The sequence below is a fragment of the Rhodoferax sp. LB1P47 genome, assembly GCF_056521445.1.
Genome location: NZ_JBWMAU010000001.1, coordinates 192092 through 207336 on the forward strand (window position 1 = coordinate 192092; position 15245 = coordinate 207336).

A 15245-nucleotide genomic window follows, 5' to 3' on the forward strand; every position below is an offset into this window, starting at 1 on the left:
ATTTTTTAGATAGCACCCTTACCCATTACTTGGCAGCTGCCTTGGTGCAGGTGGTGGTGACTACCGGGGTGGTCGCGGTAAAGCTGGCGGTTACCGCCTTGGCCGCATCCATGCTCAAAGTGCAGGTACTGGTGCCGCTGCACACCCCGCCCCAGCCGCTGAAGCTGGAGCCCGTGGCGGGCGTGGCCGTCAGCGTGACGCTGCCATTGGTGGCAAACGGTGCCGTGCAACTGCTGCCGCAGCTGATGCCTGCGGGCGACGAGCTGACCGTGCCGGAGCCATTGCCCAGCATGCTGACCGACAGTGGCACCGAGACCACCGGGTTCAGCCAGGTGCTCAGTTTGGCGTTGTAGGCGGTGTCAAAACGGCCGTAAAAATTAGTCTCCGTCGGGGCCGTGCAACTGGAGCCGCCGCCATACAGCTGGCCGATCAGATAGTGGCTGCTGCCGCTGGTCTGGAACACTGGGGAGCCGCTGCTGCCCTCCTCGGTCACGCCGCTGGTGTAGCTCACGTTGATAAAGGTTCCGTTCGTGGCGGTGGCGGTATCACAGCTAAATTTGCGGGTCAGCGGGTTCAGCGCCGTGCATGTGCGGTAGTCGGCAACCGTCCCGGTGCTGATTTTCTGCAAATCGCCTTGCGGGTGGTGCAGACCTACCACCGCCGCACCCACTGTGGGTGCCGTCGCCCCCGCCGTGACCGACCAGCCCGCATACACCGCCCCGGTGGGCGGCATGGTGGCCAGCCGCATGAACGAGGTGTCGGTGTTCGAGCTGGCGTACAGCAGGGTGGCCCCGCCGGACAGGGTTTGGCTGCCGGTATTAAGAGTGCCGCTATTGCAGCTACTGGCGCGGTAGAACCAATGGCTCTCCAGGGTCGAGGCCACGGTTTGTGCGGAAATGCAGTGGTTGGCGCTCAAAAAATACGGGCTGCCGCTGGCAGCGGTATCGGCCACCAGCGCACCCGAACACAGGTATGAGTTGCCATCGGTCTCTACAAAGGTGATCTTGGCCACCGCATTGCTCTCGGCCGTGTGGCTGCTGGTACACGACACATCCACCTCGCAACTGCCCGCAGCGCCGATCCCCGTGGTGGCTTTGCCCGCATTGCCGGATGTGGGCGAGGCATAGATGTGCGCCAGACGTGGCACGGCGATTTGCACGCCGTCGGTGGGGGTATTGGCGGGTAATTCGATCTCCAGCGTGGCCTCGGTGCCCTCAACCATCGGGGTCCAGAACATGCGCGCGGCATCGCTGCTGTCGCCTGCGGCCAGATTGCGCTGCACCGTGGCCAGCACCTCTTGCGCGGCCACCGTGTAGGCCGTGCTACTACCCTGGGTATAGACCCGCAGCGTGGCCGTAGCGGGCAGGCTGCGCACCAGCACGCCCAACCGCAGCCCGACTGCGTCGCCAGCGTCGATGCTGATGGCGGCCACTTGGCCGCCCGATACGCTTGTCTGCCAATCCAGCACGGCCAGCGTGCCCGCCACGGTGGCCGTCTGTATCAAATCGCGGGCCAGGCCGATCTGGCGCGGCACGCCCACGGTGTCGGTTTGCGCGGCAGCGGCCCGGCTGGCGGCCAGCGAGAGGGCCCCCAGGCTGATACTGGCGGTGCGCACCTGCTGGCCCGGGCGCAACTGGATGGGCGACACCTCGGTGCCCGGCCCACGGCGCATGGACTCGGCATGTGCTGCCAGGCCATCGCCAGCGCCCAGCACGGCGGCCTTGGCCGCCACCGTGCTGGTATCGGCGGCGGAAGTTGCGCACGCGGTGGTGTCGGAACTGCCGCCATCACTGCCACCACCACACCCCGCGACCGCACCAGCCACCACCAACACGCTCCCAAATATTCGCAGCATAGATCCCTCACATTCACAGTTTTTCCACATCATATCCAGCCCTGGTGTTGCCCCGTCAGGCATGCCGCAAAGCGGTAATCGGCTGCAAACGCGCCGCCCGCCGCGCCGGGTAAAAGCCAAAAAACACGCCCACCGCTGCCGAGAAGCCCACCGCCAGCGCCACCGCTCCCCAGGTCATGCTGACCTGCCAGCCCGCCCACTGGCCCACGCCCCAGGTGGCGGCGGCCCCCAGCAGCACGCCCACCGCCCCGCCCAGCAGGCTTAAAGTAACCGCTTCGACCAGAAACTGCACCAGGATGTCGCGCCCGCGTGCGCCCACCGCCATGCGCAGGCCGATCTCGCGGGTGCGCTCGGTCACGCCCACCAGCATGATGTTCATGATGCCAATGCCGCCAATCAGCAGGCTGATACCCGCCACGGCGGCCAGCAGCAGGGTCATGGTGCGGCTGGACTGCTCTTGCGCCTCCAAGATTTCACTCAGGTTGCGCAGGGTGAAGGTGTCGTCGGCGCTGTCTTGCACCTTGAAGCGCTGGCGCAGCAGCTCGCGGATGTTTTCCTCTGCCACCTGCATGCTTTGGCCCTCGCGCACCTTGACGTTGATGGCCCAGACCCGCTTCACATTGCCCGGCGAGCCGCCTTGCAGCCGGTTGCGGAAGGTGGCAATCGGCAGCACCAGAATGTCGTCCTGGTCTTGCCCCATGGAGTTTTGCCCTTTGCGGGCCAGCACGCCGACGATCTGCACCGGCACGGTGCGTACCCGCACAAATTGGTCGATGGGATCGGCATCGCCAAACAGCTCTTGCGCCACGGTCTGGCCGATCAGCGCCACCTTGGCCGAGCCTTGCAGCTCGGCATCTTCAAACACCCTACCCGCCGCCAGCGGCCATTCGCGGGCCTCTAGATAGTCGTTGTTGGTGCCAAAGACGGTGGTGCTCCAGTTGGCGTTGTTGGCCACCACCTGGGCGGTGGTGCGCGAGGACGGTGCGGCCACCTGCACCTCGGGCACCTCGGTCTGGATGGCGGTGGCATCTTCTTCTGTGAGGCGGCTGCGGGTCTGCGCGCCCTGGCGCACGCCCGCCGCCGTGGCCCCACCGGGCAGCACCAGCATGATGTTGGAGCCCAAACCCTTCATCTGCTCTTGCACCCGGTCGGTGGCACCCCGCCCCACTGCCACCATCGTGATGACCGCTGCCACGCCGATGATGATGCCCAGCATGGTCAGCAGGCTGCGCAGCGCGTTAGAGGCCAGCGCCCGCCACGCACTGCGCAGCGCCGCCACCCCGTTCATCCGCGCGTGCCCCCTGTCTGGCTCCCTCCCCCGCCGGGGGAGGGTTGGGGTGGGGGCACTGCCCCCCGAATCCTCAACGATCTGCCCATCCTTAAACACCAGCTTGCGCCGCGCCCAGGCCGCCACATCCGCCTCGTGCGTGACCAGCACCACGGTGATGCCCTGCCCGTTCAATTCGGCCAGCAAATGCATGATTTCATCCGAGGTCTGGCTGTCCAGCGCGCCGGTGGGCTCATCGGCCAGGATCAGCTGCGGCTGGTTCACCAGGGCCCGCGCAATCGCCACCCGCTGCTGCTGCCCGCCAGACAGCTCGGCGGGCGTGTGGTTCATGCGCTCGCCCAAGCCCACGCGCTGCAAGGCGGCGCTGGCCCGCTCCCGGCGCTGGGCGGCGGGCACGCCAGCGTAGACCAGCGGCAGCTCCACGTTTTCCAGCGCGCTGGCACGGGGCAGCAGGTTGAACTGTTGGAACACAAAGCCGATGCGCTGGTTGCGGATATGGGCCAATGCATCGGCATCCAGGCCCTGCACAGCGGATCCGGCCAGGGTGTAGGAGCCGCTGGTGGGCGTATCCAGGCAGCCCAAAATATTCATCAGCGTGGACTTACCCGAGCCGGAGGTGCCCATGATGGCCACAAAGTCGCCCTCGGCCAGCTCCAGCGACACGCCGCGCAGGGCATGCACCACGTCACCGCCCATGGCGTAGCTTTTGCCCAGGTCAACCGACTGGATCAGCGCCATTAAAAGGGCGCCTTGGGCGCAGTGACACGGGGTGCACCGGTGGTTGGGTTGCCGGTGATGACGGCCGTGCCGTCTTTCAACGCCGCATCGGGATGGATCAACTCGGTGCTGCTGCCGTCGGTAATGCCCAGGCACACGGGGGTGGGCACGGGTTTGCCCGCAGCGTCCAGCAGGTAGACCCGACCCTTGCGCACCGGATTTATAGAAATAGTGCCGTTAGCGCAGGTAGCACCTGCGGTAGTAGCTACATTATTTATAGCATCTGTAATGCGCATGCGCAAAGCCGCATTGGGCACTTTGAGCACCTCTTGCCGGGTGTCGGTGACCACCCGCACATTGGCCGTCATGCCCGGCAGCAGGCGGCCGTCGGCATTGGCAAAGCGCACCACCGCCACGTAGGTGACCACATTGGCCACGTTCAGCGCGGCTTTGCGCACCTGGCGCACCTCGCCCTCAAAGGTCTGGCCGGGGAAGGCATCCACCGTGAAATTGGCTTTTTGCCCCAGCTGGATGCGGCCCACGTCGCTCTCGTCGATGCTGGCATCGACCTGCATGTCGCGCAGGTTTTGGGCGATGACGAACAGCTCGGGCGACTGCAAACTGGCCGCCACCGTCTGGCCGCGCTCGATGGCCCGTTTGATGACGATGCCGTTCACCGGCGAGGTGATGCGGGTGCGCCCCAGGTCGATGCGGGCCTGGCCCAGCACCGCCTCGCGCTGCGCCACGTTGGCCTGCACGGTCTTGGTTTGCGCCTCGGTCACGCTGAGCTGGGCCTGCGCCAGCTTGAGCAGTTCGCCGCTGGTGTTGACCAGGGCGCGGGTGCGGTCTACCTCGCTTTGGGCGATGAACTGCTTATCCGCCAAATCACGCTTGCGCTCGAAGTCGCGCTGGGCCTCGGCCAGATCAACCTGCGCCTTGGAGATGGCCGCCCGGCTGGCCGCCACATTGGCCTGGGCCATCAGCACGGCGGCGCGGGCCGCGTCCACATCGGCCTGGGCCGAGCGCACGCGGTACTCGAAGGTTTCGGGGTCCAGCATGGCGATGAGCTGCCCAGCCTTGACCTCGTCGTTGAAGTCGGCAAACAGCTCTTTGATCTGCCCCGACACCTGGGTGCCCACCGACACCTGGGTCACCGGGTTCACCGCCCCGCTGGCCGCCACCGTGGCCAGCAGCGGGCCGCGTGCCAAGTGGGCGGTGCGGTACACCGGCAGCTCTGCGGCCCGGTGCTGCCACCACCACCCGGCACCGCCGCCCACGGCCAATATGGCTGCCAATCCCCAAGCCCATGTAGTCATTTTTCGCATGGGGGCGATTGTAGAAACAGGTGGTTACAAAATGCCGCGTGGGGTTACCCCGGACATTTTCAAGGCCGCCGAAACACCGTGGGCTGCTTGGCCCAATACACCGATTCCAGCCGGTCCAGCCGCACCGTGCCGCCCGTGGAGGGCGCGTGCACAAACCGGCCCTCGCCCACGTAGATGCCCGCATGTGTGGCCGCGCCGCGCGGGGCAAACACCACCAGGTCGCCGGTGCGCACGGCATCCAGGGGCACGGCCTGGCCCCAGCTGACCAGCGATGCCACGGTACGCGGGGCGGCAATGCGGGCGCGGGCCTGGTAGACATGGCCAATCAGGCCGCTGCAATCAAAGCCCGAGGCAGGCGTATTGCCGCCAAAGCGGTACGGCGTGCCGACCAGGCTGATGGCGTACAGCGTCACGTCATTGGCCTCGTCGATAGACAAGCGCGCGGGGCCGACTGTGCTGGGCGGGGAGGTGCCCGATAGCGGCACGGTAGAACACCCCACCAGCGTGCACAACAGCGCCAGCACGGTGGCCGCCCGCACAACAGGGCGAGGCAATTTAAATAGCAAGGGCATGCTCCAGACAGTTACTTTTATGCATGTAGAGAGGGAGAAAACCGCGATGGAACGACTGCACCACCACAGGATGGTCAAGCCTCCAGCGACTTATGTCTTTTTAGCCATATCAGATAGCGAGATATTTAGTATTGTGATCGTTGCCCGAAGTGTAGAAACTTAACGCATAACAAACTAGGAGACATACAACATGATTAACAGGCGACATTTACTGGCCACGGGCACCTTGGGTGCGCTGCTTCCCACATTGGTGAAAGCACAGACTTTTCCATCCAAACCTATTCGTATCGTCGTTCCATTCGGAGCGGGTGGCATTGCGGATCTCACCGCGCGGGCTGTCGCAAGCAAACTGGGAGAAGCTCTGCACCAAGGCGTGATTATTGACAACAAGCCTGGTGCGGGCGGTGTGGTGGCCGGTGAAGCCGTGGCGAAGTCTGAGCCCGACGGGCATACGCTCCTGCTCATGAGCAACGGCACAGCGGTGAGTTCGGGGCTGTTCAAGTCCTTGCCGTTTGATGCGCAAAAAGATTTCGCACCGGTCATTACGCTGGGTTTTTTCGACCTCGCCGTGCTCATCGCTGCCAACAGCCGTTTCAAGTCGATGCAGGAAATGCTCGCCTACGCAAAAGCGAATCCAGGCAAATTGAATATCGCGACGATCAACATCGGCAGCACGCAGCATCTGGCTGCCGAGCTGCTCAAGACCAGTGCCGGGGTGGACTTCCAGGTCGTGCCGTTCAACGGCTCACCCGCTGTGCTCACCGCCTTACGCGGAGGGCAAGTGGATGCGGTAGTCGAGATTCTTGGGCCGATGATGGGCCAGATATCTTCCAAGGCGGTTCGCCCGCTGGCGGTCATGGGTACCAACCGCGCATCTTTGCTCGCAGATGTACCTACGATCGCAGAGAGCGGGGTGCGTGGGTTTGATGTTGCGTCGTGGAATGCGCTCGCTGCACCGGCCCGCACGCCCCCCACCGTGCTCGCACTGCTGAATCGCGAGGTCAACAAGGTGCTGGGCAATGCCGACCTGCGCAAGCAGTTGGCAGACCTGAACGTAGGCCCCGCAGGGGGTACCCCTGAGCAATTGCGCGACCTGCTGGCATCGGAAATCCGGCGCTGGTCCGAGGTCATTACGCGCGCCAACGTACCCCGCCTGTAGACCCATCCGCCCCATTCGATCTATACCGCGCTGCCAAGGCCCGCCAGATGAATTTTGCTACTTAATTTATAGCAAAAACAAAATCCCGGCCACCACCGTGGGCAGCGCCGCCCCGGCCAGCAAACCCAAAGCACCGATCGACTCGTCGTTGAAACCCTTGCGCAGCAGCGCCACCCCGGCCGGGTTGGGGGCGTTGGCAATCACCGTTAAGCCGCCGCCGGCCACAGCGCCAGCCACCAGCATGTACTTGGCCGGGTCGCTGATGCCCTCGATCAAGGACCCCAGATAGGTCAGCGCGGCGTTGTCGGTCACCGCCGTCAGGCCCAGCGCGCCAAAAAACAGTGCCGTGGGGGCCAGGCTGGAGACGATAGGCTGCAGCCACCACTGCTGCATGCCGCCCAGCACCACCAGCCCGGCCAGAAAAAAGCCGACTAGCAGGCCCTCTTTTAAAATCAGCGGGCTCTGGTGTAGTTTATAGGCCTCGGTGTAGCCGATAAAAAACAGAAACAGACCGATAAACACCACCGGATGGTGGGCAAACACCACCACCCCGGCCAAAAACCCCAGGTGGATCAGGCTCACCAGCAGCGGCACCGGCCGGGCTGCCACCGGCTCGGCCGCAGCCGTGGTGCGCAGGTGCGCACGCAGCAAAAACACCACCACGCTGGCGTTCACCAGCACCGCGATGCAGGCGCGCCAGCCAAAGGTGCGGGCCATGAAAGCGCTGTCCCAGCCCCACACCGTGGCCACCATCAGCACCGGCGGCGCGGCGTACGAAGTCAGCGTGCCGCCCACCGATACATTTACAAACAGCACGCCCAGGGCGGCGTATTTCAGCCACTCGGGCAGGCCAGGGCGGAACACCAGCGGGGCCAAAATCAGCGCCGCCAAGGTCATGGCCGCCGGTTCGGTGATCAGCGAACCCAGCAGCGGCACCAGCGCCAGCCCCAGCCAGGCCATCGCCAGCGGCGTGGGCAGCGGCAACGCGCCGGCCACAGCGGTCAACAGCTGCTGCACCAGCGCCAGCACCGGGCGCGAGGCGGCCACCACCATCACCACAAACACAAACAGCGGCTCGGTGTATTGGCGTGACTCGGCATAGGCCAGCGCCTCGGCCCCGCTGCCCAGCAGTGCCATCACCACAATCAGCACCAAGGCCCACAGGCCAAACACCACCTCCACCTCGCCCAGAATGTGGAACAAATCGGCATGGCGCGGATGCCGGTGGGCCAGGGTTTCAAACCACTTGGCGGCAAAGGTGTGCAGCAGCGCCAGCCCGAACAGGACAGCGGCGGCAAGTTGGACGGTGGTGGCGTGCATGGGATGTGGCAAAGAGTCAGCGGTGGCACATTGTCACGCACGCCGCGTACTCCCGGCAGACGCTGTATCTGCGGCCAGGGCAGGCCTAAGTCCAGAAAGACAAAGTACGGACTCCGCCACCATTGACAATCTTTCTGCCTGTATATTCCTCAGCCAGACCAAAGCTGCGTCTTCTGTGCCAGCCGAGGTCACGGTCAAAACAAAAAATACAAACAGACAACACAAAGCAATGACTTTAAAAAGATCCAAAACCCTGGATGTTTTTCGTGGCCTGCTGTTCGTACTTATGTCGAACACGCATGCCCTGTCGTTGGTCGGCATCAGCCCATCGCACTGGTTTTTTAGCGATATGTGGTTGCCCAACGGTTGGGCCACGGTGGTGTATGTGGTGCTCTCGGGATACGGCATTGGGTGGATCTTCTCGGTGCGGCATGCGCCCGCCATGTATGCGCCCCGATTACGCCATCGCAGCGGCGTAATTTTGGTGGTAATGCTGCTCTCCAATATCCTATTTGCCGCTATCAAACTGGCGCTGGACGGCGACATTTCGCCCATCTTCCATGGGAGCTGGTGGATCGGCTTCATCACGCTGGCATCGCCCTGGTCCATCTCTGGCGTGTTGCTGCCCACCGCGCTGGTCTTGCTGTGCGCACCGACCATGATCCAACTGTGCCGCACCTGGCCTTGGCAAACCTTGGCCGCATTGCTGCTGGCCCACCTGGCTGTCAGCGTCTGCGCGCTGTTACTGGGCACCTCGGCCTATGCCAGCAATTGGGCCGTGCGCGTCTTTTTGCGCGAAGGCCTGGGCGGGTTTCCGGTGCTGCCGTTCTTACTGACCGGCTGCATTGGCTGCTGGCTTGGCATCCAGCGCCACCGCAACGAAACGGTGTGGCTGGTCTGCATCGCCCTACTTTTGCTGCTTCAGCTTGGCGTGTATGCGTCTAGTTTTGCGCCGCCCTCCGACTACGCCAGCATTTTCCGCAGCACACTGGGACCGGTGGGCAAATTTGCCTGGCTTTTTCTGTGTGCAGGGCTGCTGGCACGCTCAGGCTTCAAGCCGCTGGTTTTGCCGATAGCTCTGATCGGAAAATTCGGTTTAACCACCTTTGTCATGCACCGCGTTTTTCTACAGGCACTCAGCACCACGATGGGGGGCTTAGAGCTGAACGCACTGCCCGCAGAGCTGCGCTACGCCACCATCTGGATCGGCACCATCGCCCTCACCTGTGCCATGTGCGTATTTTTACAGCGCCACCATAACCGGGCCGCGTCCCTGCGCCGCCCCCCAGCGCCCGTGCTGGAGCAAGACAACTATTTCACCCGCTGACTTGCACGGACTTGGGCAGCAGGAGTCTGTTCACACTGCCTACCTGTATGCGGGTGGGCAGTGAGCCACCCAGGCCGGTATCACACAGCCAACGAAGGCAGCAGAAACTTCTTCTTGAACACATCGGCAGGCACCGGTCGACTGAACAAAAAGCCCTGCATTTCATCGCAACCCATCAAGCGCAGCAGGCGGGATTGCTCCTCGGTTTCCACGCCTTCGGCGACCACCTTGAGTTTGAAAGCGTGGGCCAGGTTGATGATGGTGGACACCAGGGACAGCCCCTGCGGACCGGTGACCATGTCCACCACAAAGGTGCGGTCGATCTTCAGCGTATCCACCGGCAGGCGCGACAACTGGCCCAGCGACGAGTAGCCGGTACCAAAGTCGTCGATGGCAATCGTCAGCCCCATAGCGCGGATGGCCAGCAAGGTAGCGCTGCTGCGCTGCACGTCTTCCATGATCAGGCTCTCGGTGACCTCCAGCTCAAGGCCCTGCGCCACCAGCGGGTCGGTGCCAATCACCGCCTCCACGGCGGCGACGAAGTGGCGGTGGCGCAGTTGCAGCGGCGACACGTTGACGGCAATCCGCACCGGCTCCAGGCCCGCCGCGCGCCAGCCCTTGTAGTCCTCCATCGCCTTGCGCAAAGCCCACAGGCCGACTTCATAGATCAGGCCGGTCTCTTCCAGAATGGGGATGAAATGCCCCGGTGGCACCAAACCATTTTTCGGGTCATTCCAGCGGATCAGGGCTTCGGCGCTGGTGACTTTGCCGGTGACCAGATCCACCTTGGGCTGGTAATGCAGCACGAACTGCTCTAGGTCCAGAGCGGTGCGCAGGCGACTTTCCAGCTCCAGCGCGGCGGCCACCCGGGTGTCCATTTCCGGCGCATAAAACATCAGGTTCTCGGCCGATTCTTTGGCCCGTTTCAGGGCCGATTCGGCATTGCGCAGCAGGGTTTCGGCATCTTCGCCGTCCAGCGGGTACAGCACCACGCCCGCCTTGCCTGCGATGCGCAGGTCCGCACCCTGCAACCGGTAGGGCTGGGCGAAGCATTCGCGCAGCAGTTGCTCCAGCTCCAGTGCCACGCGCCCCACATCACGCGGCCCCTGCAATACCACGCCAAAGCAATTGACCCCCACACGCGCCGCAGCCTCCAGTGCCACACTGCTGGTGCGTATGCGCTGCGCCAGCTGCTTGAGCAAATCGTCGCCAACCGCGCGGCCCAGGGTGTCATTGATGGCCCGGAAGCGCTCGATATCGACCAAGGCCAGCGCTAGGCTGCTGCGGCCACCGTCGAACATGCGCACATGCTGGCTCACGTGTTCCAGAAACAGCGTGCGGTTGGGCAGGCCGGTGATTTCGTCGTAATAGGCCAGGTAGTTGAGCTTGTCGGCCTTTTCGATGTGGTCCAACGCAAAGCCGATGTCACCCGCCAGCTCGGTCAACAGCTTCATCTCCTCAGCGTCAAAAAACCCGGTCTCGTCGCTGTACAGGGCAAGCACACCCACCACCGTGCCGTTGACCAGCAGGGGCAATACGGCCATGGCACAAATCCCCTGGTCCATGTGCGCCTTCAGGTACTGGCTGCCGGAGAAGTCCTTCATGTCATTGAGCACCACAGGCTTCTTTCCCTTGATGGCCCGCACGGTCATGGAGTTGGCGTGCTTGGCACCGTCCTGCAACGAGAAGCTGTCTTTGATATAGGCCAGAAACTCCGGCGCCACCCCCGCCGAGGCGATGGGCAAAATCTGTAGCGCCTCCCAGTCGGTTACACCGATCCAGGCCATCTTGAACTGCCCCAGTTCAACAGCAATGCGGCAAGCGTCCGGGAACAGCTCGTCATGGTTGCGCACACGCACAATCAGGGCGTTGATGCCGCTGAGCACGGCGTACACGCGGTTGAGCCGCTTGATCCGCCGTTCGGCCGCCCTTTGGTCGGTAATGTCTTCCCCAATGCTGGCGGTGCCCACCACTTCGCCGGCCACCGAGCGCAGCAGCGTATGGTTCCAACGGATCAACCGGAGCACACCCTGGCGGGTCTGGATTTCGCTTTCAAAATGGGCCATGCCCGGCTGGTTGCCCAACAGAGCCGCAAACCGCTTGTGCGCGGCTTCCAGTCCGTGGGTTACAAAGATGCTGAAAAAATTGCGGCCCATAACCTCTTCGCGCTGCCAGCCGGTCAGCCGCAACAGGTAGTCGTTGCAGTAGGTGATGCGCCCCTCGCAGTCCAGCATTTGCGACACCAGTTCCAGGTGGCCCAGCATGTCGTTGAAGCGGCGGTTGCTCTCCACCAGCGCTTCCGCCGCACGCTTGCGCTCGACCACTTCCGCCTCCAGTCGCTCGGCATGCACCCGGGCCTCCATGTAGAGGCTGCCGTTCTCGAAGATCCGGCCGACTTGCGCCGCCAGAATGGTCACGATCTGCTCGTCTTCGTCACTGAAATCGACCGCCCCCAACTTATCCACCAGGCACATCCAGCCGTAGGCGTAAGACAAGGACACCACCGGCGCAACCAAGCTGGCATACAGCGCTGGATAGCCCGGTGGCAGCCCCACTGAGGTGGGGTCGCCTTCGGCACAACGGATGCGGCGGGCCCGGCGCTGGGCACGCACCTGGCCGAGCAGGCCCTCGTCGATACCGGGGCGCGGCAGCGCGTTCAGCAGTGCGGCATCAATGCCGCTGGTAAAAAACACGGCCTCGGCCTGGTCCTTGCCCTGCACGCACAGCAGCACGTACTTGGCCCCCATCAGGTCGCGCGCCCCCCGGCACACCTTGTCGAGCAGCACCAGCGGGTCGTGCTCCGAGGCTAGGTGCAAATTCAGATCGGTCAAAGCGGCCAGGCGCCGGTTGGTGCCGCGCAGGTCCTCCAGCTTTTCAGACAGCTTGTCGCTGACCAGCGCATGTGGGCACGGTCAAAATCTAGCGTGTCCGGCACCGTCAAAGGCGGGGGTGGGGGCATGTGCGCCAAAGCCTGGGCAATCGCCAGCAAAATCTCTTCGGGCTCGCAGGGTTTGACCAGCACCCGCAACACACCGCAGGACTTGGCCAGGTTGCGCGCCTCACGCTCGTGGTAATGCGCGCTGTAAAAAATTACCTCGGTGGCGGCGCACAGGGGGTCGGCACGCAGCTGGCGCACAAACTCGTAGCCGTCCATAGTGGGCATCAAAATGTCCGAAATCACCAGATCCGGGCGCGATGCACGCACCAGCGCCAAAGCCTGGGCACCGTCGGCGGCTTCCAGCGGCTGGTGGCCGCCATGGCGGATCAATGCCACCAGCAGCTCGCGGTTTTCAGCCAGATCATCCACAACCAGTATTTTTGCCATGAACCATTCCGTAGGAGTTAGGTGCCTGATGGGCCTAGGGCCCGGAGCCCAGGCGGCAGGAAGGCCGCGATCTGTTCTACAAAAATCTCGGGAGTGATGGGTTTTGTCAGATAGTCGTCGAATCCTGCAGCCAGCGCGATATCACGGTCGCCGGGCATGGAAAAGGCGGTCACAGCAACCACGGGCACCACACGCCACAGCGGGTTGCTGTGCAAGCGCTGCACCACTTCATAGCCATTGAGCACCGGCATCTGCAAATCGCAGAGCACCAGGTCCGGGTGTTCGCGCAAAGCTATTGCAACACCCGCGCCACCGTCTGCCGCTTCGAGCACGGTATAGCCCTGCCGGTCCAGCAGGTAACGCACCAGTTCACGGCTGAACTCATCGTCTTCTATCACCAGGATGCGTGTGGGCATACGCTACTCCAAGGGGAGTTCAAGGGTAAAAATACTGCCTTGCCCGACCATGCTGCGCACTGCGATGTCCCCGCCCAGCTCCTGGGCTAGCTTGCGGCTCAAATGCAGGCCCAGGCCGGTGCCTTCATATCGGCGCCGGTCGGCGGCTTCGAGCCTGGAAAAGGCCTCGAACAAATGGCCCTGGTCGGCCACGGGAATCCCGGGGCCGGTATCTTCCACGCTGATACGCAGTGCCTGGCCGTGCGCGCCCAGGCAGGGCTCCAGTTGCAGGCAGACCCGCCCATGCTCGGTAAATTTAATGGCATTGCCAAGCAGGTTGATAACGATCTGGCTCAATGCCCGGCGGTCGGTGTCCAGGGCCAGTTTTTGCGGTGCCAGCCGCAGCGTGAACTCCAGCCCTTTTTTCTCGGCCTCGGGCCGCAGGGTCGCGGCTATTTCTTCCAGCAGGCTCTGGCAATCCACCCGCTCCCGCGCGGGTTCAAACTTGCCAGCCCCCAGCTTGGACAGATCAAGCAGATCGTTGATCAAAGACAACAAGTGGCGGGCGCTGGTCTGGACGATGCCCAGCTGCTTGTCCTGCTCTTCGTTGAGCGGGCCAGGCAGCTTCATGCGCAAGGTGCCGGTGAAGCCGATGATGGAATTCAGGGGCGTGCGCAGCTCGTGCGACATGCTGGCAAAGAACCGGTCCTTGACCAGCGCGGCACTTTCCAGCTCGCGGTTTTTATCGTGCAAGGTTTGCTCGAAGCGCTTGCGCTCGGTCACGTCGCGGATGGCGCTGGACACAAACAGCCCGTCTTCCGTTTCCAACGGGCTCAGGCTGATCTCTACCGGGAACTCCGAACCGTCCTTGCGCTGCCCAAACAGCTCCAGCCCGGCCCCCATCGAGCGGGCGCGCGGCTGCGCAAAGAAGCCGTTGCGGTTGCCCGGGTGCCGGTGGCGAAAACGCGCGGGCACCAGAATTTCGATCTTCTCGCCCAGCAGTTCTTCCCGGCTCCAACCAAACAGTTGCACCGCCTGGGAGTTGACCAGCACCATAGTGCCGTCGCCGTTGACGATGACCATCGCATCCGGGGCCGACTCCAGCAGATCCTTGAACTTCTGGTCGGCCTTCTTGCGGTCGGTGATGTCGCGGATGGCGCTCATCACCATGGTGCCCTCTTCGGTGCTGATAGGGCTCAGGCTAATCTCGACCGGAAACTCTTCGCCCCCTTTGCGCAGGCCAAACAACTCCAGCCCGGCACCCATAGTGCGGGTGCGGGGCTGCTCAAAGAAATCGCTGCGGTGGCCCAGATGCGCACTGCGAAAGCGCTTGGGCAACAGCACCTCGATCGGCTGGCCCAGCAGTTCCGCCCGCCCATGTCCAAAGACCTTTTCCGCCTGGGAGTTGACCAGCACAATCCGCCCGGTCACGTTGACCATCACGATCGCGTCCGGCGTGGATTCCAGCAGATCGTGGAAACGGGCTTCCACCAGTTTGGCGTCGCGCAGCACCTTCAGGTGGGTTACGTCCTTTTTGTTAGACAAAAAGTACGCGAACTGGCCATCGGCATCCTTGACTACTTTGGTTGAAATGCTGGTGTGCACCAGCGCGCCGTCTTTGCGCCGACGCACGGCCTCATACACCACCATGCCCTGGCGCAACACCTCGGCTTGGACGCGCAATTCTTCGTCGGTACGGTCTTTGGGAACGATCAAATCGAAGATTGAGCACCCCACAGCCTCGGCCTCGGTGTAGCCAAAAATAGTTTCGGCCGCAGGATTCCAGTTCAAGACCAGCCCGGTCCGCGAAATGGCCAGCAGTGCATCCGGGTTAAGCGCCCACAGTGTGTCGGTAGAGGCGGGGGTCATGCGCTCACCTTGCACGGGCACGCCACCACGCTGAGCGGGGCGGTGCATACAACGCATACACACAGGGCAGGGGACGGAGTTTTGTGCTGGGGC

General features: G+C 63.3%; 11 protein-coding genes. 2 read left to right on the forward strand and 9 right to left on the reverse strand.

Translation table 11 applies throughout. The features are described 5' to 3' along the window. Positions 1-25: 25 nt before the first annotated feature. Genes AC0969_RS00945 through AC0969_RS00960 form a run of 4 tightly spaced genes read right to left on the reverse strand, consistent with a single transcriptional unit; the run spans position 26 to position 5757 of the window. Complete coding sequence (locus AC0969_RS00945; protein WP_479622248.1) at positions 26-1855, reverse strand: InlB B-repeat-containing protein; 1830 nt, start codon at positions 1853-1855, stop codon at positions 26-28. 55 nt (positions 1856-1910) lie between these two features. Beyond that, positions 1911-3881: an ABC transporter permease gene (locus tag AC0969_RS00950; RefSeq protein WP_479622249.1), complete on the reverse strand. Its 1971-nt coding sequence runs from the start codon at positions 3879-3881 to the stop codon at positions 1911-1913. Then, the gene (locus tag AC0969_RS00955; protein ID WP_479622250.1) at positions 3881-5185 is read right to left on the reverse strand and encodes an efflux RND transporter periplasmic adaptor subunit; all 1305 of its coding nucleotides are present in this window, start codon (positions 5183-5185) and stop codon (positions 3881-3883) included. Before AC0969_RS00955 ends, AC0969_RS00950 begins: the two co-directional genes overlap by 1 nt. 59 nt (positions 5186-5244) lie before the next feature. Further along, complete coding sequence (locus AC0969_RS00960; protein ID WP_479622251.1) at positions 5245-5757, reverse strand: C40 family peptidase; 513 nt, start codon at positions 5755-5757, stop codon at positions 5245-5247. A gap of 190 nt (positions 5758-5947) precedes the next feature. Here AC0969_RS00960 and AC0969_RS00965 point away from each other — a divergent pair, with 190 nt between their 5' ends. Beyond that, positions 5948-6916: a Bug family tripartite tricarboxylate transporter substrate binding protein gene (locus AC0969_RS00965; protein WP_479622252.1), complete on the forward strand. Its 969-nt coding sequence runs from the start codon at positions 5948-5950 to the stop codon at positions 6914-6916. 66 nt (positions 6917-6982) lie between these two features. Here AC0969_RS00965 and AC0969_RS00970 read toward each other — a convergent pair whose 3' ends face one another. Further along, complete coding sequence (locus AC0969_RS00970) at positions 6983-8236, reverse strand: putative Na+/H+ antiporter (RefSeq protein WP_479622253.1); 1254 nt, start codon at positions 8234-8236, stop codon at positions 6983-6985. Positions 8237-8465: 229 nt separating this feature from the next. Between AC0969_RS00970 and AC0969_RS00975 the strand changes: the two genes are divergently transcribed. Beyond that, the gene (locus AC0969_RS00975) at positions 8466-9563 is read left to right on the forward strand and encodes an acyltransferase family protein (protein ID WP_479622254.1); all 1098 of its coding nucleotides are present in this window, start codon (positions 8466-8468) and stop codon (positions 9561-9563) included. Positions 9564-9643: 80 nt separating this feature from the next. On the opposite strand, the gene AC0969_RS00980 is transcribed toward AC0969_RS00975, so the two are convergent. Genes AC0969_RS00980 through AC0969_RS00995 form a run of 4 tightly spaced genes read right to left on the reverse strand, consistent with a single transcriptional unit; the run spans position 9644 to position 15200 of the window. After that, on the reverse strand, positions 9644-12394 hold the full coding sequence (locus AC0969_RS00980; protein ID WP_479622255.1) for an EAL domain-containing protein: 2751 nt from the start codon (positions 12392-12394) through the stop codon (positions 9644-9646). Continuing rightward, positions 12391-12888: a response regulator gene (locus AC0969_RS00985; RefSeq protein WP_479622256.1), complete on the reverse strand. Its 498-nt coding sequence runs from the start codon at positions 12886-12888 to the stop codon at positions 12391-12393. Before AC0969_RS00985 ends, AC0969_RS00980 begins: the two co-directional genes overlap by 4 nt. Positions 12889-12905: 17 nt before the next feature. Next, the gene (locus AC0969_RS00990; protein WP_479622257.1) at positions 12906-13304 is read right to left on the reverse strand and encodes a response regulator; all 399 of its coding nucleotides are present in this window, start codon (positions 13302-13304) and stop codon (positions 12906-12908) included. Positions 13305-13307: 3 nt separating this feature from the next. Further along, positions 13308-15200: a PAS domain S-box protein gene (locus AC0969_RS00995; RefSeq protein WP_479622258.1), complete on the reverse strand. Its 1893-nt coding sequence runs from the start codon at positions 15198-15200 to the stop codon at positions 13308-13310. Between the last annotated feature and the right edge of the window lie 45 nt (positions 15201-15245).

Excerpts from the sequence above, each read along its gene's own strand:
- AC0969_RS00945 (WP_479622248.1), bottom strand. The coding sequence starts at position 1,855 with ATGCTGCGAATATTTGGGAGCGTGTTGGTGGTGGCTGGTGCGGTCGCG.
- AC0969_RS00950 (WP_479622249.1), bottom strand. The coding sequence starts at position 3,881 with ATGGCGCTGATCCAGTCGGTTGACCTGGGCAAAAGCTACGCCATGGGC.
- AC0969_RS00955 (WP_479622250.1), bottom strand. The coding sequence starts at position 5,185 with ATGCGAAAAATGACTACATGGGCTTGGGGATTGGCAGCCATATTGGCC.
- AC0969_RS00960 (WP_479622251.1), bottom strand. The coding sequence starts at position 5,757 with ATGCCCTTGCTATTTAAATTGCCTCGCCCTGTTGTGCGGGCGGCCACC.
- AC0969_RS00965 (WP_479622252.1), top strand. The coding sequence starts at position 5,948 with ATGATTAACAGGCGACATTTACTGGCCACGGGCACCTTGGGTGCGCTG.
- AC0969_RS00970 (WP_479622253.1), bottom strand. The coding sequence starts at position 8,236 with ATGCACGCCACCACCGTCCAACTTGCCGCCGCTGTCCTGTTCGGGCTG.
- AC0969_RS00975 (WP_479622254.1), top strand. The coding sequence starts at position 8,466 with ATGACTTTAAAAAGATCCAAAACCCTGGATGTTTTTCGTGGCCTGCTG.
- AC0969_RS00985 (WP_479622256.1), bottom strand. The coding sequence starts at position 12,888 with ATGGCAAAAATACTGGTTGTGGATGATCTGGCTGAAAACCGCGAGCTG.
- AC0969_RS00990 (WP_479622257.1), bottom strand. The coding sequence starts at position 13,304 with ATGCCCACACGCATCCTGGTGATAGAAGACGATGAGTTCAGCCGTGAA.
- AC0969_RS00995 (WP_479622258.1), bottom strand. The coding sequence starts at position 15,200 with ATGCACCGCCCCGCTCAGCGTGGTGGCGTGCCCGTGCAAGGTGAGCGC.